Origin of the sequence: Roseovarius pelagicus, assembly GCF_025639885.1 — a bacterium.
GTDB classification, from domain to species: Bacteria; Pseudomonadota; Alphaproteobacteria; order Rhodobacterales; family Rhodobacteraceae; genus Roseovarius; species Roseovarius pelagicus.
This window is the reverse complement of the sequence record NZ_CP106738.1, coordinates 234,264-256,871: the sequence shown is the minus strand read 5'-3', so window position 1 is coordinate 256,871 and position 22,608 is coordinate 234,264. Positions and strand designations below refer to the sequence as shown.

The 22,608-nt window shown below is 59.1% G+C and carries 13 protein-coding genes; 4 read left to right on the top strand and 9 right to left on the bottom strand.

Features of this window, described 5'->3' with window-relative positions:
* Positions 1–84 precede the first annotated feature (84 nt).
* From N7U68_RS02250 to N7U68_RS02240, 3 genes are all read left to right on the top strand, one after another.
* Positions 85–873, top strand: coding sequence for a sugar transferase (locus N7U68_RS02250; RefSeq protein ID WP_263048100.1), 789 nt, complete (start codon positions 85–87; stop codon positions 871–873).
* A gap of 58 nt (positions 874–931) precedes the next feature.
* Complete coding sequence (locus tag N7U68_RS02245; RefSeq protein ID WP_165192359.1) at positions 932–1,936, top strand: CpsD/CapB family tyrosine-protein kinase; 1,005 nt, start codon at positions 932–934, stop codon at positions 1,934–1,936.
* 123 nt (positions 1,937–2,059) lie between these two features.
* A complete protein-coding gene (locus tag N7U68_RS02240; protein WP_165192360.1) occupies positions 2,060–3,316 on the top strand; it encodes a GumC family protein in 1,257 nt (418 codons plus the stop codon).
* Here N7U68_RS02240 and N7U68_RS02235 read toward each other — a convergent pair.
* Positions 3,296–4,660, bottom strand: a complete 1,365-nt coding sequence (locus N7U68_RS02235; protein ID WP_263048099.1) for an oligosaccharide flippase family protein — start codon at positions 4,658–4,660, stop codon at positions 3,296–3,298. The two genes, N7U68_RS02240 and N7U68_RS02235, sit on opposite strands and share 21 nt — an antisense overlap.
* Positions 4,661–4,869: 209 nt before the next feature.
* Between N7U68_RS02235 and N7U68_RS02230 the strand changes: the two genes are divergently transcribed.
* Positions 4,870–6,084 (top strand): glycosyltransferase, encoded by a 1,215-nt coding sequence (locus N7U68_RS02230; RefSeq protein WP_263048098.1) that lies wholly within the window; start codon positions 4,870–4,872, stop codon positions 6,082–6,084.
* A 20-nt stretch (positions 6,085–6,104) separates the two neighbouring features.
* On the opposite strand, the gene N7U68_RS02225 is transcribed toward N7U68_RS02230, so the two are convergent.
* Genes N7U68_RS02225 through N7U68_RS20955 form a run of 8 tightly spaced genes read right to left on the bottom strand, consistent with a single transcriptional unit; the run spans position 6,105 to position 22,378 of the window.
* A complete protein-coding gene (locus N7U68_RS02225) occupies positions 6,105–6,932 on the bottom strand; it encodes a glycosyltransferase family 2 protein (RefSeq protein ID WP_263048097.1) in 828 nt (275 codons plus the stop codon).
* On the bottom strand, positions 6,929–8,632 hold the full coding sequence (locus N7U68_RS02220) for a hypothetical protein (RefSeq protein WP_263048096.1): 1,704 nt from the start codon (positions 8,630–8,632) through the stop codon (positions 6,929–6,931). Before N7U68_RS02220 ends, N7U68_RS02225 begins: the two co-directional genes overlap by 4 nt.
* Positions 8,629–9,573, bottom strand: a complete 945-nt coding sequence (locus tag N7U68_RS02215; protein ID WP_373322988.1) for a hypothetical protein — start codon at positions 9,571–9,573, stop codon at positions 8,629–8,631. The genes N7U68_RS02220 and N7U68_RS02215 overlap by 4 nt, the downstream gene beginning before the upstream one ends.
* Positions 9,574–9,628: 55 nt before the next feature.
* Positions 9,629–10,363, bottom strand: coding sequence for a 4'-phosphopantetheinyl transferase family protein (locus N7U68_RS02210; RefSeq protein WP_241188173.1), 735 nt, complete (start codon positions 10,361–10,363; stop codon positions 9,629–9,631).
* On the bottom strand, positions 10,360–14,886 hold the full coding sequence (locus N7U68_RS02205; protein ID WP_263048094.1) for a MupA/Atu3671 family FMN-dependent luciferase-like monooxygenase: 4,527 nt from the start codon (positions 14,884–14,886) through the stop codon (positions 10,360–10,362). Before N7U68_RS02205 ends, N7U68_RS02210 begins: the two co-directional genes overlap by 4 nt.
* Positions 14,879–15,898, bottom strand: coding sequence for a glycosyltransferase (locus N7U68_RS02200; RefSeq protein ID WP_263048093.1), 1,020 nt, complete (start codon positions 15,896–15,898; stop codon positions 14,879–14,881). Before N7U68_RS02200 ends, N7U68_RS02205 begins: the two co-directional genes overlap by 8 nt.
* 5 nt (positions 15,899–15,903) lie before the next feature.
* Positions 15,904–20,355 (bottom strand): SDR family NAD(P)-dependent oxidoreductase, encoded by a 4,452-nt coding sequence (locus N7U68_RS02195; RefSeq protein WP_308446158.1) that lies wholly within the window; start codon positions 20,353–20,355, stop codon positions 15,904–15,906.
* Complete coding sequence (locus N7U68_RS20955) at positions 20,342–22,378, bottom strand: type I polyketide synthase (RefSeq protein WP_308446157.1); 2,037 nt, start codon at positions 22,376–22,378, stop codon at positions 20,342–20,344. The genes N7U68_RS02195 and N7U68_RS20955 overlap by 14 nt, the downstream gene beginning before the upstream one ends.
* Positions 22,379–22,608: the final 230 nt, after the last annotated feature.

Genomic DNA, 22,608 nt, shown 5'->3' with positions numbered 1-22,608 from the left:
AAACACGGGAAGCCGCAGTAATCGCGGCGCCGGGCAGAGGCTGTTGAGTGGTGTGACTTGGGGTTTGGACGAGTAGGAGTGCCTATGACCGAGACGAATTTGCATATGCGCCAGCCGCACGGTTTGGGCGGCGGGCGGCCTCAGGCTGGTTTTCCGCATGCGGCGCTTTTGAGCTATGTCGTGCGTCCGTCGCCCGCAGAGGTCGTTGACGCATTGCGGCCACTGAATCTGTCGGCGCCTGTTGCCCCGCCCCTGCCCTCGAGCAGGTTTTATCGAACGACAGGCAAGCGGATCTTTGATCTTGCTTTCGTACTTGTCACTGCGCCCGTCGCGCTTTTCCTGATCGCGATCAGTGCTTTGCTTCTTTGGATTGAAGGCGGTTCACCGTTCTACCGCCAAGAACGGCTAGGCGCGGGTGGATCAGTGTTCCGAATCCTCAAGCTCCGCACGATGGTGCGCGATGCCGACGCCCGGTTAGAGCAAGTGCTGGCCGAAAATGATGATTTGCGCCGCGAATGGGATGCAACGCAGAAGCTGAAGAATGATCCGCGTATAACTCGTTTTGGCGCATTCCTACGCAAAACATCTCTTGATGAGTTGCCGCAGCTTTGGAACGTGCTGAAAGGCGACATGAGCCTTGTCGGCCCACGCCCGATGATGGTGGATCAGTTGTCAATCTATGGTGACGCGCATCACTATTTCGCATTACGTCCCGGCATCACCGGTTTGTGGCAGGTGTCCGAACGCAACGAAAGCCTGTTCAAGTTGCGTGTCCGGCTGGATGCAGAGTATGATCGCTGCCTGTCATTGGTTCAGGATCTCAAGGTCCTGCTTTTGACGGTAGGCGCCGTGGTGAAACGAACCGGATACTGAGATTTTTGGGGGCGCCTTGCCGGACTGGGTATCTGGCACATTTTTGTAAGGTGCAATTGTGGAAAGAAATAAAGACGCACGCGGCACACGCCGCTCGCAATCCAAGACGCCACAGTCGGCACACGAACACACTCGTGATGCCAGCGGTACGCGTGGTACTGTCCGCGCAGAAGCAGAAGATCTGCGCAATCTGCCCTTCGATCTGGAACTGACGCGCAGGGTCAACGGACAGTATATGCCGGCGAAATGGGGCACACGCGACCCATCCCTCGGTCTGGCTGATCAGTATGATTTTGAAGACGATGAACTGAACTTGCCCGCCGCACAGCGGGCGGCCCAGATTTCGCAATATGATAGCGGCAGTTGGGAAACGCTTGAACAGGTGCCGTTCGGCCATGGTGCGTCTTCGGCACTCAATGCGCAAATGGCGCTCGCCGGTGGCGATCGACGCATCCTGCGGGTGATCGACGACCTGCGTACGCAGCTGCTGCAAACCCTCCAGAGCGAGGTATGGAACCGGATCGCAGTCACCGCGCCCACATCTGGTTGCGGGACTACCTTCACAGCCGTGAATCTGGCGCTCAGCATCAGCCGCATCCCCGATTTCCGCACTGTGCTCATGGACCTGAATCAGCGCAATCCGGGCGTCGCAAAGGCGCTGGGTTTGCGAGGGCCCGGTGATATGCACCGCTATCTGGCGGGACAAGTCTCGGCGCGTGATCATCTGTTGCGCTGCTCTGAAACACTCACCGTCGGATTGAATCGTGCGCGTCCGGTCAATCCGTCGGAAATGCTGCACTCCAAACGCACTGGCGCCGTTCTGGATGACATGATTGGCACGCTTTTTCCGGATATCGTTCTCTACGACCTGCCCCCGATGCTGGAGTATGATGATCTTCAGGCGTTTCTACCTCAGGTCGATGGCGTCTTGCTCGTGGCCGATGCCAGCAGAACCCTCGGTTCACAAATCGAAGAATGCGAACGCAGGTTACAGGGGAAGACAAATCTGCTGGGCGTGATCCTTAACCGGACCCGCACTGCAGCCAGCAAAGTGGCGGCCTAGGCTGCAAAAGCTGGCTGTGCGTCATAGTTTTGCCTATATGATATGCGAGGCCTGAGGGCGAGCAACCCGAGATTAGCCGGGACAATAGCCGCCAAAAGGCGCGATGAGGCAGAGAGCGACTAGATGGGATCGATTTTTTCGATTGCAGACGCGATTGACATGGTGCGCCGCCGCATCGTGACGATACTTGCCGTCTTCTTGATCGGCTCCATCATCGGGTTCTTCTACGCGCTGTCCAAACCGCACCTCTATACATCGTCTGAAGTGCTGCAAGTCCAGAGTCCGACCATTGCCGCCGATTTGGCACCGACGACAATCGGCGGATCATCCGCCCGACGTCTACAACTGATCGAACAACAAGTCATGTCGCGTGGTGGCGTGATGGAACTGATCGAAAAGCTTGGCCTTTTCACGGATGCTCAGGGCATGTCCGACAGTGAAAAGGTCGCGCTGATCCGCCAAGCGGTCAAGCTGGAAGGCGTCGCCGCCGCGCGTGAGGGGTACAGCGATGACGGCACAGTTTCTTTGCTGCGGATCACCGCCAATTGGCCGACAGCGGCGGGTGCCCAGAAGATCGCGCATGAGTTTTCACTGCGCACCATCGCTCTCAGCATCAGCACACGACTGGAACAGGCCCGCGAAACACTTGGCTTCTTTGAATTGCAGGAACAGGCCGTAAGAGCCGAAATTGCAACGCTTGAGGCGGATATTACCCAGTTTCGCACGGAGAACGACATAGTACCACCGGGTAATCTGGAAGTGACGCAACGAGAAGTCGAAAGTCTGACCGAAGCGATGCTGAACATCGATCGGCGTATGCTGGCAGTACAGCGCCGTCTGGACACGCCTGCCAATAGCCGGATCGAGAAACGCCAGCGTGAGGCCGACCTTCTCGAAAGGCAGGGCCTCGAGGCCGAACGTGCGCTGCTGGCACGCACACTTGAGGCGTTGAACGAAAGCCTTGTCGGCACACCAGAGTTAGACCTTCAACTCGCTGAATATGATCGACAGCTGGGCGAGCTACGCGCCCAGTTGCAACAGGTCAGCGCCCGGCGCAAAGAGGCCCAAGTCGGTTTCCAACTCGAAACCCAACGCCAGTCAGAACGCCTGACGGTGCTGGAACCCGCGCCGCTGCCCGATTACCCATTCACAAGGGCGCGCAAACAGATCGTTGTTCTGGGCGCGGCCGCAAGTCTGCTCTTGGGAATTGGCCTGGCTTTTCTGCTGGATTTGCGCCACCCGGTCATCCGTTCTGCCGCACAGATGGAACGCGACATCGGCCTGCGCCCTGTCATTTCCATTCCTGAAATGAAACCGGTACGCCGTCGTAAACTGTCATCGGGTTGGTTGCGGCGTGCCTTAACCCCCAAGCACCGATAGCGCTGCGATCACGTCAAAGTGCACCCAGACTGCTCCGATGGTGATGGCACAGGCCAGCGCGCCAAATCCCAGATCATGGACAGGATCCCACGCACGGTGGCGCAACGCTAGCCCGACCAGTACCGCATGAACCAGCGCCATGGCGATCCCGTAAGAGACCAACCCGCCAATCAGCCCATAGTGGGTAAAGCCGGTATAGAGCAGGAACATCTGCACAAGTGACCGAGTGCCGGAAAAGATAAACGCACCGCGTGAATCCCCCGCAGCCAGTGCCGCTCGATCATAGCTGAGCCCGATCACCTGCGGAAGGAACCCACAGGCCATCAGCACGATCATGGCACCCGCCTGCCCATAGCGATCATCATAAAGCAGATCGACCAACCATGGACCGGCAAAGGCCATCGTAGCCAACATCGCAAACAGCCCGCCGGACATTGCCAGCCGCATCCGGCGCAAGCTCGCGCGATTAGCGATCGACGCCCCCGGAGGACGATCCCGAAAGATCGGAATCATCAACTGATGCGCCATCGTCATGCCAAGCATGATCGGAAAACTGGCAAGGAAATATCCGATGTTGTAAACGCCCAGAATCCCCAATGGCAGCAGCTTGCCCAAGATCACCTTATCGCCTTGTGCGCTGATGAAGGAGAACGCGGTGCTCAGGAATATCCACTTGCCAAAATGAAGCTGTTCATCGACTGCAGCGCGCTCTAACTGGAACCGGTTGCGTTCACCCGGCAGGTATCGCCAGGTCAGGATCAGTTTGGCCAGCGCGCTGAAAATCCCGCCAAGCACCAAGGCGAGCACCGAATGCGTGACGAGGGCTAGAACCACCATCATGCTCAGCCCGATCAACTGGGCGAGCAGATCAAGCATGGTCAGGCGACCAAGAACCAGATGCCGACGCGCGGTCTCAACGCGGGTCGGCAGAAACCCGGTGATGACCAATGCCAAACCAGCGATCGGCAGATATATGGCCAGATCGGGCTGATCATAGAATTGCGCCACGGGCCAAGCCAGCAATAGGGTGATCACCCATAGGCTGCCCCCCCGCATCGCCTGAATCGTCCATGCAGTGTTTAAAAAGGCGGGATCATCGCCGCGCTTGCTCTGACTGATGCTGGGACCGATGCCCACGTCCGAGAACATCATCAGGCCCACTGTGATGACGGTCACCAACGCCATCAAGCCAAATGCCTCTGGGAACAGAATACGGGTCAAGATCAGGTTTGACGCCAGCCGTATCGCCTGCGCTCCGCCATATCCGACCAGCACCCAAGACGTACTGCGCAGGATGCGCGCGGTCAGTTGGTTGCCGCTCATTGTCTGGATCAGAAACTTCATTGCGCCGCTTTTCTCTGTGCCGCCAGCGGCCTGTGCATAAATTCAACGCTATGCGCGACCATGACTGCGGTCAATCTCTGGTGGCTGACCTTTTGGGTGATTGTGCCAAAACCTCCGCGCAACAGCGGAAATCTTATGCAGGATGCTTTCCCTTTGCCGCCCCCCGCCCTACCGTGCGATGCAACACTCAACTCCGGAACCATTCGCCTTTGAAAATCGCCTACATCCTCAACACCTATCCGCAGCCTTCGCATAGCTTCATTCGCCGAGAATTGCAGGCGCTTGAGCGTCAGGGATTTCAGATTTCCCGTCTTGCGATGCGCGCTGCAGATGTGCCGCTGGTCGACGCCGAGGACAAAGCTGAAGCCACGAGAACGGACTACGTATTGCAGGCTGGTGTTTTGGCGTTGTTCGGTGCCGTACTTCGGATTCTGCTGACGCAACCCCGATCCGCAATGGTCGCAATAAGCCACGCCTGGCGCATGGGCGGTGTGTCCGAGGTTGGTCGATTGCGTCACTTCATTTACCTCGTCGAGGCGGCCTATGTAGCCCACCGCTGCACAGCTGAAAGCACCGAGCATATCCACGCACATTTTGGCACAAATGCGGCAACCGTAGCGATGTTGGCCCATCTGTTGGGCGGACCAAGCTATTCTTTCACGGTTCACGGACCGGAAGAGTTCGATGCGCCGCGCGCCCTGTCGCTGGGTAGCAAAATCGCAAATTCCGCCTTTACCATTGCCATCAGCCAATTCGGCCGCAGTCAGCTGTGCCGCTGGGTGGATTTCGATCACTGGGACCGCATCAGAGTTGTGCATTGCGGGATCGTGCCCGCCCGGTTTGCGAACCAGACACCGCTGCCCGAGCACGGGCTATCCTTCGTCGCGATTGGCCGATTTGTCGAGCAGAAAGGCCAGATGGTACTGATCCCTGCATGGACGCGATTGGTCGCCCGGCACCCAGAGATACACCTGACGCTGATCGGCGATGGCCCAATGCGGCGTGATCTGGAAACCGCGGTGCAGGAGGCAGGATTAAGTAGAAACATTACCTTTTCCGGCTGGCTGGATGAGGCGGGCGTGCGCGATGCATTGGCAGCCAGCCACGCGTTGATCATGCCCAGCTTTGCCGAAGGTCTGCCGATGGTCGTGATGGAGGCTATGGCCGCTGCCCGGCCAGTGATCGCCACCTACATCGCGGGCACGCCCGAGTTGGTGCAGGACGGTAAAACCGGCTGGCTGGTTCCAGCGGGCGATGTTGATGCGCTTGTCAACGCGGTAGAGGAGTTGGCAAACCTCTCACCTTCGGACCGCAACAAGATGGGCGCAGCCGGCCGCAAGCGCGTGTTGGCAAGGCATGATGTCGAGGTAGAGGCCGCAAAACTGGCCACAGCGATGCGTGCGGCCCGTTCACCAACGCGCTAAAGACGTCAACCCTACATAGGTCACCGCCCGCGTACCCAGCCACCTCGACCGGGTAGTTTCGTGGCCAACGCCACGCCGATATAGGCCATAAATCCTATAGGGTCGCGGAACGCGCGACGCACGATGCCACCAACACCCAAGCCATCCTTATCATCGTTGGTCAAAAGCTGCGGATACCGCTCGGCGATCTCCGCCACCCCGCGATCCTGCCGCCGCCTGACGCGCACGAGGTTGGCAAAGCCCTCGACCATCGGCCAGCAATAGGTGTGTTCCACCCGCACCCGCTCTTTCGGAGTAAACTGCAACCTTACGAAAGTATCATCCGAGATGATGTCGGGCCAATTCCCCCAGCGCGCGCGTCCTGCACCATTCACCGCAAAGGCGCCAAATCCCGGCGCGTTCTGTTGAACAAAGGGGAGCGTCTGCCAAAACCGCGCGTAGGCTCTTGTCACGACGTCACGCGCGCGTGCAATCCGGGGGACTCCGCTGGCGTAGCGCGGCACCTCGACGGCCAGAACGCTGATCAATTCAGCGATCAACCCGTGGCTCACAACAACGTCAGCATCCAAGTATATTCGAGTGCCATACAGCGCCGCCTCGTCCCCCAAACGCAAGGCATGCAACTTCCCCCCTTGGGGCGTCTCAATCACATGTAGCGGAACCGGCGCCCGAACGCCGATATCCCGCGCGATGCGCGCGGTGCTGTCAGTGCAGCCATTGGCAACCACCAATATCTCGATCTGCGCGTGACCCAGATCAGATGCCAGTACCGCGTTCAGACAATCGCCCAAATACGCCGCTTCGTTGTGCGCTGGCACGATCACGCTGGCGGCAAGTGGCGTATTCATAGCAGCCGCGCGATAGCATCCCAGCGCGGATTGGTATCACCGGGATAACGCAGTGCGCCCCAACTGCCCCATTTCCCAGGGGCCTGCATGTCGGCATAGTGGCTGAAAATTCCGCCCGTCAGATCGAACCATCCCGCCAGCAACGTGTCATAAAGCGCACCCATCTGGGGGGTATAGTTCAGATGAGTAAAAAACGCCGTCAGCGCGATATCCTCGACCTGAGAGCCGATCCCGACCACATGTGTGCCACCCTCATACATCAGCAATTGCAGGTCATGTTCGGCGGCGACGCCTGCGTGATAGGGCAGCACGCGCCCCAGCAGATCGGCGATGGAATCCTCCGCCTGCCCCGTTACGCTACCATCGCGCAATTCCGCAGCAGCCAGCATCACCGCCTGATCGTACTGGTGTGCCGTGACATGATCCGACAGCGCAGCGCCCGTTAGGCCCATTGACACAGCCTCATCCTCCGCTTTGGCGCGGCTTTGATCCAGCCAGTCATGCATCAGGTCAGCACGTCGATCGGTCCCCAGCGAGTGCCCGAAGTATCCGGTGACAGCATAGGCATCGAACACCGTATGCGGCGGCAGGTTCTGCGCTGGATTTTCGGCCACATAGAGCGGCGCGCCCAAAATATCCCGCTCCAACCCCAGCCAACCGGTTTGCGTGGCAATGACATTGATCAGCCGGGTGCGATCTGCGCCATTGAATATCTCAGCCCAGATCCGCGCAACATGTGCTGCGCGCATCCCGTGAAACTGCGCGCCACGATGTTCCTGCCCCCAACGTGCCTCGGCTTGGGCATCGGCCCATTCTGTCTGCTCGAATTGCCAGTTCCAGACCTCGTTGGATTGCTCTACATAGACGCGGCGCGACGGCGCAAGCCCTGCCTTCACCAGTTCGGCGAAGGCCCGCAGATAGGTATCTTCTGCCAGATGTGGCATGTTGAACCACGCGTCGCATTCCAGCGTGTTCGCCAGATCAATCATCACTTCAGCTGGAATTCCTAGGCGCGTATAAGAAAAGTCTGTTGGCTTTGGCCGTGCGTTCCAGTCACCCTGCCGGGAATCGTTGGTATTCATCCAGTCCATGAACCGCAACGCAGTGCAACCGCGCAGCATGTCGAGGAAACCCGTGCGAAAAACACGACCTTCCTCAAACGCCGCCCGATCTTCGGCGCGCGTGACTGTGATGTTGCGTATATAATCGCCTGTACCGCGCCGATCGCTGCGCTGAATGCGGATTTCGACGGGCCCCGGCCCGGGAGTGAAATCAAAGCTGATTTCACCTTTGCCATACCGCTTGTTTGTCGCCCGCCCAGCGACCTCGACGATACCGCTGCCGTCAAACCGCAGAACATAGCGCCCAGCCAGATCGGCATCCTCTGGCAGATCCGTCAGGACAAGCGTACCAATCGACCCTAGGTCGGAGGGTATTTCTTTGGGCCACCCTTGCGCGTCGAAAATGCCACGTGCCGCCAATGCGTCAAACTCGACGCCACCCCATTGGCCCGGGAGATGTCCGATCCAACGCCGCGCAGTTTTCATGATGTCCAGAAATGGTTGCTGCGTCGCCCAATCCGTCACTGGTGCAAGGTTCATCGCCATTGGCTGTGACACAGGCTGCGCCCAGCCCGGTAACGCCGCTGCGGCCAAGGGGCTGAGTGCAAGTGCACCGAAATCGCGCCGTGTCAGTGTCATGGCGCCACCCCGGTCTTTGGGTAGCCTGTCACAACCTCCCAAACAGTTTGCTGCATCAACTCTGCGACTTGCAGTTCTGGCGCGTCTGCGGCACTGCCGTCCGCCCGTTGCAGTTGATAGGGCAACCCGACCGGCGAGCGGTGGTAGAGCACTGCGTAATGCGTCAAGGCCACCAGATAAGCGCCTAGATCGTTCAGATGGATCGTATCAAGTGTTCCATCATCACGCCGCTGAAAGAGATCCTCGCGCCCTTGCATTGCGACCATGCCCCCCATCGCCTCGACGCTGCGCACAAAGCGCGCCAACACCTGCCCCGCAGGAATGACTCGCATCGGCGAATGTGCTGCATCGGGCTCTAGGATTTGCAGCAGCAGTGCGTTCTCCCAGTGGTTTGACAGATCCGCATCGATGCGTGTCAGCCACCCCTTGGGATCGTCAAGATTATGCCAGGTTTCATACAGGTAGAGCTGCGGTGCCGGGCTGGCCTGACGTGCGAGTGCAGCCCATTTTCCCAGATAGGCCGCGCTCTCGTGATATTTGATCGCATCCTTGATCTCGATCATCTCCGTCAGGATCACCGCATCGTAATCACCTGATCCGATCGCGTCGCGCGCATCGCGAAAATGGGGATGCGCGTTCTCGGTCTCGAAACCATTGATTGGCGTATCCGGTTCCCAATGTTCCTTTAGCGACGTGCCCCAGCCTAGCTGGCTATCGTACTGATGTCCGTCACCGGCCAGTTGCGCCAGCATGGCGGGCATGTCGCGTCCGACCAAACTATGACCGAGGTGAAACACTCGCAACGGATCGGCCGGAGCAGGCAAAGGCACCGAATAGGCAGCCGCCACGACCTCAGCCGATGGCAAATTGCTGCGAAGTCCCCGCCAGCTTACCACCAGTGCGATCGACAGCGCGGCCAATCCGCAGATGGCCCAAATCATCATGCGTCCCCGCATACCATATCACCTGCGTCTATTCCGATGCGGACATGCATGCTCATTGGCCCTGCATTGTCCAGCGCGGGCTGCGTGCAAGGACCATCGCCGTAACGATCACGCCTTGGCAAACTGTGAACCTGCCGTGAAAGCACGTCCCCGCCTCGAAAGGGGCAATATCACGGGTGAATGTGGCCTCGAACTGCCCGGTGTCTATGTCAGGGGTGATTTCCAAGGTGTCAAAATCAAAGAGTGTTCCCGTGACTGCAAACTGACATTTATAGGCACATTCCTTGGCCGAAAAGATCAACTTGGCAAGATTGCCGCGCATGGCCTCGGGTTGGATCGCCAGCCATGCACGTTCCGCCAGCGTGCAGACGGACGGGATCAGATCATCGTCCAGCGGGCTGTCATCCTCAACATCCACCCCAACGCTGCGCAATGAACCGGTTTCGCCTACAATAGCGATACAAACCCCCGTCGTGTGACTGATGCTACCAGTCAGTCCGCGCGGCCAGACAGGCGCGCGATCTGCACCGCAGGGTACCGCCTGCGGTGCATGCCCGAGCGACTGCATCGCATGTCGTGCCGCAGCGCGCCCCGATGCAAACTCAGACTTGCGCGCAGAGGTCGCACGCGTCATCGCGACGGCCTCGGCGGGCCACAAAGGCGCTTTGGGATTACGAGGGTCGGTGACCGATACCGCGACCCGCGGCCCGAACATCTGTCGTACCTCGGCTTCGATCGAGAGGTCATTGCGCAGAGGTGCGGCGGTCTGGGCATTGAGGGCAATCATTGCTTTGCCCCCCGGCCCGCCCGCATCGCGCGCCGCTTGGACATCGTGGTGGCCCGGTCCGGCGCATCGTCTGGTTCTGGCTGCGATATTTGTGTGGGTTCTGCGGCTTCCAGATGTGCCACGAGATCCCCGAAGACGGGGAAACGGAAAACGTCGGTGATGGTCAATCGTGCATTGCCGAGTGCCGCGCGAATATCTCTGTGTGCCTGTACCGCCAACAGTGAATGCCCGCCAAGATCAAAGAAATTATCGCGTATTCCGATGGCTCCCACCCCGAGGATCCCGGACCAAACGCCCGCCACGATGCGCCCCACATCCGATGCAGGTGCCTGCGTGACATTGGCAGCAGCTGGCGGCGCAACTTTTACGCTTGGTTCGGGCAGCGCATTGCGGTCAATTTTCTTGTTCGGCGTCAGCGGAAATCTTTCGATCTGCATCAAATGCGTGGGTACCATTACTGCTGGCAACTGCCGTTGCAGGTGCGGACGCAACATCATTTCAGGCACTGCGGCAGACGCGGTAATGTACCCCGTGAGCCGGGTGTCACCATCCGAATCCGTTCGCGCTACGACCACGGCTTCGGTGACGCCAGAAACTGTCTTGAGGCACGCTTCGATCTCCCCCAATTCGATCCGCTGACCGCGGATCTTGACCTGATTATCCGCGCGCCCGATGAACAGTAACGTGCCGTCCGGCTGCCACGCAGCCAGATCACCAGTATCGTAGAGACGCGCGGCACTGCCACTGGCGGGAACAGGGCGAAACCGTTCAGCCGTGAGGTCATCACGCTGCCAATAGCCCCGCGTCACGCCCGCGCCCCCAATCCAAAGTGTGCCGGGCACACCAATCGGCGTCGGCGCACCATCCGCATCAAGAACATGCATTTCGGTATTGGCCACCGGCGTCCCGATCCCAGCCACATTGCCGGGATCGGTGCCTACCTTCGCCACGGAGGACCAGATCGTGGTTTCAGTCGGGCCGTACATGTTTAGAATTTCAGCTTTGGTTGCATCGCGCAGATCACGCACCAGATCCCCCGGCAATGCCTCACCGCCAAGGTATAGGTGGCGAACCCTTCCGAGGGCATGCCGCGCCTCGGTGTTCATCGCCATGATCCGCGCCATGCTGGGCGTGCATTGCAGATGGGTGACGCCGTGGCGCACAATCTGCGCCGCGATCGAGAAGTCATCCTCCTCCAACGCCACAGGAACATTGGCCCGGCGCAGCACTTCGGCGAGCGATTTCAGCCCATCCATCACCGTGGGTGTGTCAATGCCATAATCAATCAGGCAGGCAATCTCGGTCACGCCAATTGCCTTCAGCTGTTCAGTCCGCGCAACGCCGTCCTCAACGGTTCCAAAGAGCCCGGCATCCTCGAAATAACGCTCAAAGGCGAAATCAAGGATTGCTTCCAGTTCGTCAGCCTCCAGCGCGCCGAGATCCATCTCGAATGCGTTCTTGACGCCTTCGGGCTTCTTGAAGGCTGGAAAGGCCCAAGCATATTGCTTGATCAAGCCCGCGGCACTGCGCAGATAATCCTTCATCGGTTCACGCGCGATGCGACGTGCGGTTTCACGATCCTCCGCGATGTAGCTGTGCAGCATCAATGTGACCTGAAAATCATCCGGATCGTGCCCGGCCTCTCGCAAGGCCGCGTGATATATCTCTATCTTGGATTTCACCTCGTCGATGCTCTGGCCCAAAAGGTGCGTCAGCACATTTGCCCCCAGTTCCCCGGCCTCGCGCCACGTCGCCGGATTGCCCGCAGTCGTGACCCAGACAGGCAATTCACGCGAGACGGGACGCGGTTGGGTCAGAACCCGGTGTTCATCCCCCTTGGCCGTCGGAAACCCGATCTCATCGCCGCGCCAAAGTGCGCGTACGGTATCTAATGTGTCGTAGAGTGCGGGCTTGTTCTGGGGTGGTGTATTCTCGGGGCGAAGGATGAAGTCATCCGGCTGCCAGCCCGACGCAAACGCAATGCCCGCGCGTCCGTTGGTCAGGTTATCAATGACCGCCCATTCCTCGGCAATGCGTGCCGGATGATGTAGAGGTGCCACGCAGCTACCTGCCCGGACGCTCAGATTCTGGGTTACCGCTGCCACTGCGGCACCGGTCACCGCCGGGTTTGGATAAGGACCGCCAAAGGCATGGAAATGCCGCTCGGGTGTCCAGAGCGATGTAAATCCATTTTGATCGGCAAATTTCGCGCCTTCCAACAGCAGCTCATATTTCTTGGGACCTGCCCCGTCATCGTTGCCCCAATAATAGAGGCCAAAGGCCATGCCCTTGTCCGAAACCGGGATAGCGCCACCGCTGACGGCGGCACGATTTTCGTCCCCCGCGATCACCACGCGGTAGCCACGCGCGAGAGTATAGAACAACTCTAACACCGATATATCAAACGCCAGGCTGGTCACGGCCAGCCATGTGTCACCCTCGCTATGGGTGATATATGCGTCCATACCGGTAAAGAAGTTTGCGACATTGCGATGCTCGACCATCACGCCCTTGGGCAAACCGGTGGAGCCAGAGGTATAGATCAGATATGCCAGATCATCCGGCCCTGCCCCGCCATCCACGTCCTCATCCTGTACACCGGAAGTATCTTCCAATATGATAACCTGAGCGTTGCCCATCGGCAGGGTGGTCTTCAGCGCAGCCTCTGTCAGGATAACGGACGCGGCGCTGTCTGTCAGGCAATGTTGTAGGCGATCAGCCGGGTAATCGGGATCAAGCGGCAGATAGGCTCCGCCAGCCTTCAGGATTGCCAGTGCCCCGATCAACAGCCCCGGCCCCCTGCGCAGGCACAAACCCACATTCACACCCGGATGCACGCCTGCTTTGATCAAAGTCGCCGCCACAGCATTCGCACGCGCATTGAGAGCGGCATAACTGAGCACCTCAGCCTCATGGATCACGGCCACGGCATCAGGTGTCTTGGCCACCTGCGCCGCGAATGCGCGATGGATGGTTTGAATTTCAGGCAGTGGCGTGGTGGTTTCGTTCCAGATCTCGATCAGGGATACATCTGTTGATCGCGGGTTGTCATTGCGTAACGTCGCTTCAAGCCGCGCATGTAGAAGCGTGATCGCCTCTGCGCTCAGCCGTGCCTGATCGAAATGCAGGGTCATGGTGTCGCTTTTACCCGGCGTCACCGTCACGACCGTACCGGGTAATGGCCCTGTATCGCTGATCGCGACAGCTGGTGTGTTCACATCCCGTAATGCCGGATCACGCAGGAAAATATCACAGGCAAAGCCTGTATGCTTCTCCGCCTGATCAAGCTGAGACGCGATCTGTTCAGCATCCCCACATTGTAGGGGCACCCATTGGGTGACGTATATGTCCTGCGTGCCCATGCGACGCAAAACCGGACTGTGATAGGCGAAATCTGCCTGTTGCTGTCCGCTCCCATATAGCGCCCACTGCGACACGACAGCAATCCGCGTGGCAAAATCCAGCTCAGGATCAACAGGGATATTGACCGGCACCCAATCCGGGCTCTGACCGGTCTTCTTTGCCAGCGGCACTTGCAGTGCAGTCATTTGTGCAAGACGGGCACGCCAGAAATCCTCGTGCCGCGCCAGCGTGGCCATCGTACGATCCAACGCCTCCAGCGGTTCGGGCATCGATATCCGCTCGCCCTCTTGCAACAGCGCGCTTGGGTCTGCCGGACGCCCCGCCATATCCCGCAAATCAGACAGTCGCAGCGCACCATCCTGAGCCGCCACCGTGATCATCGTATCTGTCAGGGCCAAAACCTGCCCACACTGGCCCGTTCCTTCTGCACGCTCGGCGGTGCCCACGGCCAGAACGGTGTCGCCCAAGGTGATCTTGGCCGTTGTGACCGGATTCCAATACGTGCTGAAATCAAGCGCGCGAACCAAATCCAGCAGAACCTGCACAGATTGCGAAAAATCCAGATGCCCGGCGGCCTCGGGACGCGCAGTCAGTCCAAAATATTGTCGTTCCGCCGAACCTTGTGGTTGATGCGCCGGTGTGTCTGAGGCCAACTCGACCATGACTTCGGGGAAACTGTCCATCGCTTCGGCATAGCAACGTGCATTGAGCGTATGCGTCGTGTCATCCCCACGTATATCAAAGCGACGCTGAACGATGATATCGCCTTCGTCGATCCCCGCTGTCATATGGTGCCAAGTGATCCCGTGGGTTTGCGCGCCCTGTATCAGCGCCCAGACCGGCGTGTTTAGACCCGCCAGTTCGGGCAGTGGTCCATCGTGAAAGTTTACCGCTCCACGCGCAGGTAGAGACAACACATCCTTGGGAATGATGCGCAGGTTGGCGATACTTAACAGCCAGTCCACAGACCCCGGTGCGATGTGATCTTTGATGTCGGTGATCTCGTGCATGGTGGGAATACCATGCCCTTCGGCCCACGCACCTACAGAGGCATCACGGGTGGCTACGGCGCGCACCTGCGCACCCCTCTCGATCAACTGCTCGCCACAGCCGATCAAGAGCGTTTCATCCCCAACCAGAATGCATGAAAATTCAAACATTGTTCACATCCTTCGTGGTCAGTTGGGGCAATGTTGCAGCAGATTTAGACACGTCGCGGCGAAACACCCCCCGCAGCGCGTGAATCGTGAGATCCCGCAAGAAATGCGGCGGGTCGCCCAATGCTCGACTGGACAATGCAACGCGCACGCGCCAAAGCGCCGCGCCTGCGATCCGCGCCACCGTCGCGCCGACCGCATAGGCCCGACCATGGTTTTTGACAAAATAGTGCCGCCGGGAATCAAACCAGTATTGCGGTGTGCGCGCCCAGGTTCTCATACCCGTCGAGACCGACCCCACGTGCACCACCTCGCTGGCGGGTGCATAAAGCGTATGCCACCCGGCCTGAGCAGCGCGTCGACACAGGTCGGTTTCCTCGAAATACAGAAAGAACGTCTCGTCAAAGAGGCCTATCTCCTCGAGCATACGCCGACGCAACAGCGCCGACGCTCCGGCGACCCAGTCAACGCGGGTCAGCTCTGAAGGGATCGGCATGGGAACGATACTGTCTTTCAGCAGTCGAGAGACCACACCGGTACGCACAGCGCCCTCGAACTCGCCAGCAATAGATGGGAACCGAAAAGCCGTTTGATGAGGCGGGCCATCGGCGCCGCGGATAAAGCTGCCGACGATCCCGGCGCGTTTATCGTCCTGCATCACCTTCAGCAATGCGCGGATAGCACCGCGTTCCGGCCACGCGTCTGAATTGAGGATGTAGTAGAAATCCGGGATTTTGCCGTTACTCAGACCTTGCCGGATGCCGAAGTTATTGCCTGCTCCAAAGCCGCCGTTACGCCCTGACGGGGCAAGCGATACACGTCCGTCTACACCCCAGCCGTTACGATCAATCGCGGCTGAGATCAGCGCGCAGCTGTCGTCCTCCGATCCGTTATCAACCACGATGATCTCGCCGTTGATACCCTGCATCTCGCGCAGGGCTGCCGCAGTTGCCTTGATGGTCAGCTCTGGCGTGCGATAATTCAGCACGATGGCTAAAACTGTGGGTTCAGACATCTGGATCACTCCGCAGCTGCGCAACGCGCCCAGTCAGGCGGCGTATCATCGTCGAGTTTGGTCGTTTGCTGGACGCTTCGATCCGCAGGGGCGTCGGCCGCGCGGGCAAGTGCCCCCAAATGCTTGGCCAGCACATTGACGTTGGGAACCAGAACCATGCTGTCATGATCGCCCGGCACTTCGACCACCTCTGTGCGCGGGGCATGTCGGGTCCATTCATTGTCGTCATATACATACTCGCGCGCGGCACTGACCCAATTGCCATTCGACACCTTCCAATGACGATCAAGCTTGGGGCGAAAAAGCGTCAAGGGACCATTCCACGGCGCGACATCATAATCCGCCACGGCCGCACGAAAGGCGCTTTCAATCTCGGCGTTGTTAAAGCTGCCGGTATCATCCGCAACCGAAACACCGCGCCTTTTTTCCAGCTCCCAAGAGATACGCGATTTTGCCCAGTCCACCAGATAGGCCGGGCCCTTGCGGCGCAGTTCGGCCAGTTTGATCAGAGCTTTGTCGCGGCGCGTCAGGCTGGGCCTTACCGGTAACGGCGTATCAAGCATCGCCAAGAGCCGAACCTCCTGCCCTGCCGCCGTGAGTTGCTGAGCCATCTCAAGCGCGGTGATACCCCCGCCAGAGAAACCACCAATATAATATGGTCCATCGGGCTGCACACTGCGCAACTCGGCAATGTAGTCGCGCGCAGCATCCGCAATGGTCCTGTGTGGAGTTTCGTCACCGATCAACCCGCGCGCCTGTACCCCCCAGACCGGACGCTCGCGCCCCATCAACAACGCCAGATGCCGCAAGTTCAACACGTTGCCGAACATACCAGCGACGATAAAAAACGGCATCTTGCTGCCCGACATATCCGGGTGCAACGCGACAAGGTGACGGCGGATCGGTGCGACAGGCGCGGCCCTACCGGGTGGTGCTGCACCTTCCTCGGCAGTCGCATCCATTCCGGTTTCTGAGACGATCCGCTCGGCCAACGCGGCGATTGTCGGTGCTTCGAACAGGACCGAGATCGGAAACTGCACCCCATAGTCCCGCTTGACCTGTGCGAAAAACCGCACCGCCAACAGCGAATGCCCACCAAGATCAAAGAAGCTGTCCTCGGCACCTACCTCCGCGACCCCTAGCAGGCCGGACCAGATATCAGCCAGCGCGCTCTGAACACCCGGCGCAGGAGCGACGAAATCGCTGTCCAGATCGGGACGCTCGAAACGAGCGTCGGCATTTTCGGCGGCGTTGTCTTGCTGTCCCGCCTGATCGATCAGGGCAGGCAGATTCAGCGATGAAACTACGATCTGACTCTGCCCCAGACTGATCGCACGTCGCAGGGCCTCGGGGCCTTCTGTCGCGCGAATACCAAGTGATATATTGTGCCTCAGCCGCGCCTCTGCAGGTGACAGTGGTGCTGCCTCGGCAATTGCGTCCTCGAACTGCACATCACGGGCGGTCAACGCCGGCGTTCCGGTCAGGGCGGTCCCATCAAGGCGGCGCATCTGGAAGGCGCGGATATCAGCGACCACCGCGCCTTCAGGCGTGGCCAGTGTGATGTCGAACACCGCCGTGCCTGTCGTCGCAGATGCCCCCAGCCGAACCCAGCTGACCAGCGCGGCAGGCAGCGGTTTGTACAGGCGCACCGTTCCATAGCCCGCTGGCACCCAGAGCTGAGCCGGATCGTAGTCTTTGTGCAGGGCGATCGCCCAACCGGTAGCAAGATCCATCAATGCAGGATGTGCCAGATACCCATCAGCCAGATCGTTACGCGCCGCGACTGGCAGTGACAGTCGGGCGATCCCCTCGGTCGTGCCAAATCGCGCGTCGTTTACAACCTGCCAGCGCGGACCAAAGGCGAGATGCGCCTCCTGAGGCGACACAAACGGCGCGGGAAGAATATCAAGACAACGCGCTGTGATGCCGTTAATGTCAATCGCGGGCGGTGTGCCACCGAGCGGTGCCAACCGCGCCTCGGCTGTTTCAATCGTGCCATTACGCCCATCTAATGTGACATCTGCCCGCAACGCCATCCGCTGCCCATGTGCCTCCTCGCTGAGCGAAAGCGTGATCGCGCGTGCCTGCCCTTCGGTCACATCAAATGGGCGCAGGAAATACAGGTCGCTGATCTCGAACGGAGACCAGCCTTGTTGCGCTGTCATCGCCTCTGCTGCCAGTTCGATCACGCCGGTACCGGGAAGCAGTATTTGGCCTGAACGGGTGCGGTGCTCTGCCAACACCCAGTTGTTTTTCGCCGACAGAACCCCGCGGAAATGGCTCGCATCGGTCGCATCAGTCCATGTCGCGTCCAACAGCGGCGTCTCAAGTGTTCGCCCCTCTGGCACTTCTGCCTCGCCCTGCCGTGCCATCATGGATTGAGCGGCCATGCCGGTATCGCTCCAGACGCCCCAGTTGATTGCCACGACGCGGGTCTGGTCATCCCGGCGGGCCGCAGCGTAGGCATCAAGATACGCATTGGCCGCCACATAGTCGACTTGGCCAGCCGGGCGGGTCCATGTACTGGACGAGGAAAACAAAACCATCAGCTCGATGCTCCCGTCCGGGAAAACCTTGTCGAGCACGCGCAAACCACCGATCTTGGGCGCAAAAACGCCTTGGACGCTGGCCGTGTCCTTAGCCAGGATCGGCCCATCATCAATAGTACCAGCCGCATGGATGACACCGGTCACGGCACCAAAGCGCGCGCGGATCTGATCAGCCACATCCTGCATTTGCGCGATGTCAGTCACATCCGCCTGCACAATCATCACCGTACCGCCAAGCGCCTCGATCTGGCGCAGGGCCGCGATACGACGGCCCGCGCGACTGGTGGGTGTGTAGACGTCCCATGTGTCACGGTCGGGCACGGCGCTGCGCGACAAAAGGACGATGTTGGCAGAAAAATTCTCGGCCAGATCGCGCGCGACGCTCAAGCCGATTCCACCAAATCCACCGGTGATCAGATAAGTGCCGTGCTGCTTGTAGACAGGCGAATGACGGTCTGCATCCAAAGCGATGGGTTTGACCGCTTGTACGTATCGCTTGTCCCCACGCAGGGCCGCAACATGGTTTTCTCCGTCGGCCAGCAAATCCTCCAGAAGCTGCTGCGTTAGTGCAGTAGCCGCGGATTCGCTATCAACCTGTCGCGCGAAAAAACCGCGCCGCACAGACATGTCTGGCAATTCAATATCCAGCAGCGAAGCGGTAACGCCGGGGAATTCACGGGGAAGCACGCCCACGGGGCCCAGAACGCAGGCTTTTTCGGGGGCGGATACTGGCTCTTTGCGTAGCTGCACAGCGCCGTTGCTGACAACGCTCAGGTGACACGGTTGTGGCATCTCAGCCCCACCCATTGCCTGCGCCAGATGTAGCAAGCTGAAAAAGCCATGTTCGACGTTGCGATCATAAAAGCTGCTGCCGGGGCGATGGGATTCGTCTGCCGTGACAAGCCAGAAATGTGCAATGCGGTGCGGCAATCGGCCATCGCCGGAAAGCGCACTCAACAGCGCCTCGTACCCGTCGACACCCTGTTCCGGAGACAGGATAAACCCGTCATCGCCACGCCGCTGAAAGCTATCACCAGAGCGCACTGTGCTGACGGTATGCCCGCCCTTGCGCAACGCGTCGATGACAGGCGCTGCGACACCTGCATCATCTTCAAAGATCAGCCAGTTAACTGGTGCCCCAACATCATCGGGCACGTCAAATTCACAGGCCGCAAGGCTAGGTTTCCATACCGGACGGTAGCCCCATTCGGTCATGTCTTCAGCACGTGACAGCGCACTGTCGATCGTCTGGGTGGCTTTGCCCGGCTCGATGAAATATCGACTGCGTTGGAATTGATACGTCGGCAGCAATACCGAGTTACGACGTGCATCACCCCAAATCTGAGCCCAGTCCGCCGTAACACCGCACGCCCAGAGCCGACCGATCACACCGATGAAATAGACGTCGTCGGCGATCTTCTGATCCGGATGGCGTAACGTGCTCAGCACTTGTCCGGGCTTTAGTGTCTCGCTCATCTGCGCCAGAGAGCTGAGCGCCTTGCCCGGGCCAACCTCGACGAACACACGGCCCGGTTCTGTACCCAGCATGTCGATACAATCCGCGAAATTTACAGTGTGGCGCAGCTGTTGCACCCAGTATTCGGGATCGGTCGCCTGAACATCAGTGATCATCTCACCACTGCGGTTGGATGCAAAGGGAATGCTGGGTGCGTTCAGTGTCAGCCCGCGCAGAAATGTACGGAAATCGTCCAGAATAGGATCGAGCATGCGCGAATGCGCAGCGATGTCGATGGCCACGCGATTGTAGTCGACGCCTTCGTCGTCCAGACGCATTTGTAATGCATTCAGTCGATCCTGCGGCCCGGAAACGGCACATAAACCGGGCGCGTTCACACTGGCGATGTCCAGATCGTCACCTATCAGTGGCTCCAGTTCACTGCGCGCCATAGAAACACTCAGCATGCCGCCGGCGGGCATCCGTGTCAAACAGACGCCCGCGCAACAGCACCAGATCAATGCAATCCTCGAAGGCCATCACACCTGCAAGGCACGCAGCGGTGTTTTCACCCATCGAATGGCCCACCAGCGCAGCAGGACGCACGCCCCAACTGATCCAAAGTTGGGCCAAAGCATATTCGATGATCATAATCAGCGGCAGTTGCACCGACGGTTTCTTCAGCGTGTCGGCGGCGGCGGCTTCTGCTCCGGTTTCAGGTAGCCAAAGCGCGCGGATGTCGTACTCCAACTGCGGTTCCAGATGTGCCAGCCCTCGGTCCATCCATTCGGCAAAGACCGGCTCTGTCTCATACAGGTCGCGGGCCATGCCGGGGTATTGCGCACCACCGCCGGGGAACATGAACACCGTTTCGGGTGCCTCGCCTAGTAGATCATGGGTGAATACCCGTTGTGGATCACCCACCTCCAGCAGCGCGGCGACCTCCTCGTGGGTTTCGGCCACCAGAACGCGGCGCTTGTCGAACCCGTGACGCCCCTCTTTCAGCGTCCACGCAATGTCGGCCAATGGCTGATCGGAATTGGCGCGCAAATGCGCCGCCAGAGCCGCTGAATTTGCCTCTAGCCCCGCCTTGTTGCGAGCAGACAAGCACAGCACATGAAACGGGAAGTCTGACTCCTCCGATGGCGCACGCGCAGGTGCTTGTTCCAGCACCATATGGGCATTCGTTCCACCAACACCCAACGAATTGACGGCGGCCCGACGTGGGCCGCCGCTCGCCGGCCATTTTCGAAGGCTGGCGTTTACGTGGAAAGGGCTCTCATCAAAATCAATCGTTGGATTGGGTGCCTCATAGCCCAGACTCGGTGGGATTTCGCCATGATGCAACGAGAGTGCCGTTTTGATCACACCAACCACACCCGCGGCGGTGTCCAGATGGCCGATATTGGTTTTTACCGAGCCAATGCCACAGAAACCGTTGGCGTCAGTCTGGCTACGATACGCTTCAGTCAGCGCGGCCACCTCGATGGGATCGCCCAGATAGGTGCCGGTGCCGTGGCACTCAATATAACCTATGCTCTCGGCCGGCACGGAGGCATCCGCGAGCGCGGCGCGCACGGCTGCGGCCTGCCCGTCAACCGATGGCGCCAGATAGCCGGCTTTTGCCGCCCCGTCATTGTTAATGGCCGATCCTTTGATGACGGCCCAGATGTGGTCACCATCTGCTACGGCATCTTCTAACCGTCGCAATGCCACCGCGCCTGCGCCGCTGCCGAATACCGTACCCTGTGCGCGGTGATCAAATGCATGACAATGCCCGTCCGGTGACAGAATCTCGTTTTCCTTAAAGAGATAGCCACGCCCCTGCGGCAACTCGATCGTCACACCACCGGCCAGCGCCATATCACATTCGCCGTTCATCAGGGCCTGACGTGCGTAATGCATCGCCACCAGTGAGGTCGAGCACGCGGTCTGCATGTTTACGCTCGGACCCTTGAGGTCGAAAACATGGCTGACACGGGTGCTTAGGAAATCCTTGTCATTGCCAGTATGGCGCAGCAGGAACATGCCCACATCGTCGACCAGTTCGGGGTTGGAGCAGATATTGAAATAGAAATAGCTGCCCATGCCACAGCCCGCATAAACACCAATTCGGCCAGGAAATTGCGCTGGCGTCCTCCCAGCCTGTTCCATCGCTTGCCAACTGACTTCAAGAAATTTGCGATGCTGAGGGTCGAGGATTGCCGCCTCTTTCGGGCCAAAGCCAAAGAATTCGGCATCGAAAGTATCGTACCCGTCTAATTTGGCTGCCGCCGGCACATAGTTCTTGCGATGCAGCCGCTCTGGGGACTCACCCGCCGCCAGCAACGCAGCCTCGTCCTGCACCTCGATGCTTTCGACACCGTCGCGCAGGTTTTCCCAAAACGCAGAGACATCGGCCGCACCCGGCACGGTCAAAGCCATACCGACAATGGCAACATCACCGGAAATCGAAACTGCGGGCGGTTGGGTCATGGCAAACGGCAAAGCTCCACTAGCTACAAAATGCGGTTGTCGGAATGTTAGTGTAGTAGCAAATCTGCCAAAATTCACGAAACAATGCATTCAACGAATGATCAACTAACAGTCGTAACATACCATTTTGTAATGAAATTTTCAAATTGTGTCGTCATTGTGTTTAACCCGGTAGTCGCGACAAACCACAAGGTGGAAACAAATTGGCCCATATTCTTCAACAATAGGCT

What these genes read in the sequence shown, in the direction of transcription:
- N7U68_RS02195 (WP_308446158.1), bottom strand. Translation starts at nt 20,355, where the DNA reads ATGGCGCGCAGTGAACTGGAGCCACTGATAGGTGACGATCTGGACATC.
- N7U68_RS02200 (WP_263048093.1), bottom strand. Translation starts at nt 15,898, where the DNA reads ATGTCTGAACCCACAGTTTTAGCCATCGTGCTGAATTATCGCACGCCA.
- N7U68_RS02250 (WP_263048100.1), top strand. Translation starts at nt 85, where the DNA reads ATGACCGAGACGAATTTGCATATGCGCCAGCCGCACGGTTTGGGCGGC.
- N7U68_RS02210 (WP_241188173.1), bottom strand. Translation starts at nt 10,363, where the DNA reads ATGATTGCCCTCAATGCCCAGACCGCCGCACCTCTGCGCAATGACCTC.
- N7U68_RS02220 (WP_263048096.1), bottom strand. Translation starts at nt 8,632, where the DNA reads ATGACACTGACACGGCGCGATTTCGGTGCACTTGCACTCAGCCCCTTG.
- N7U68_RS02225 (WP_263048097.1), bottom strand. Translation starts at nt 6,932, where the DNA reads ATGAATACGCCACTTGCCGCCAGCGTGATCGTGCCAGCGCACAACGAA.
- N7U68_RS02240 (WP_165192360.1), top strand. Translation starts at nt 2,060, where the DNA reads ATGGGATCGATTTTTTCGATTGCAGACGCGATTGACATGGTGCGCCGC.
- N7U68_RS02215 (WP_373322988.1), bottom strand. Translation starts at nt 9,573, where the DNA reads ATGATTTGGGCCATCTGCGGATTGGCCGCGCTGTCGATCGCACTGGTG.
- N7U68_RS02235 (WP_263048099.1), bottom strand. Translation starts at nt 4,660, where the DNA reads ATGAAGTTTCTGATCCAGACAATGAGCGGCAACCAACTGACCGCGCGC.
- N7U68_RS20955 (WP_308446157.1), bottom strand. Translation starts at nt 22,378, where the DNA reads ATGACCCAACCGCCCGCAGTTTCGATTTCCGGTGATGTTGCCATTGTC.
- N7U68_RS02205 (WP_263048094.1), bottom strand. Translation starts at nt 14,886, where the DNA reads ATGTTTGAATTTTCATGCATTCTGGTTGGGGATGAAACGCTCTTGATC.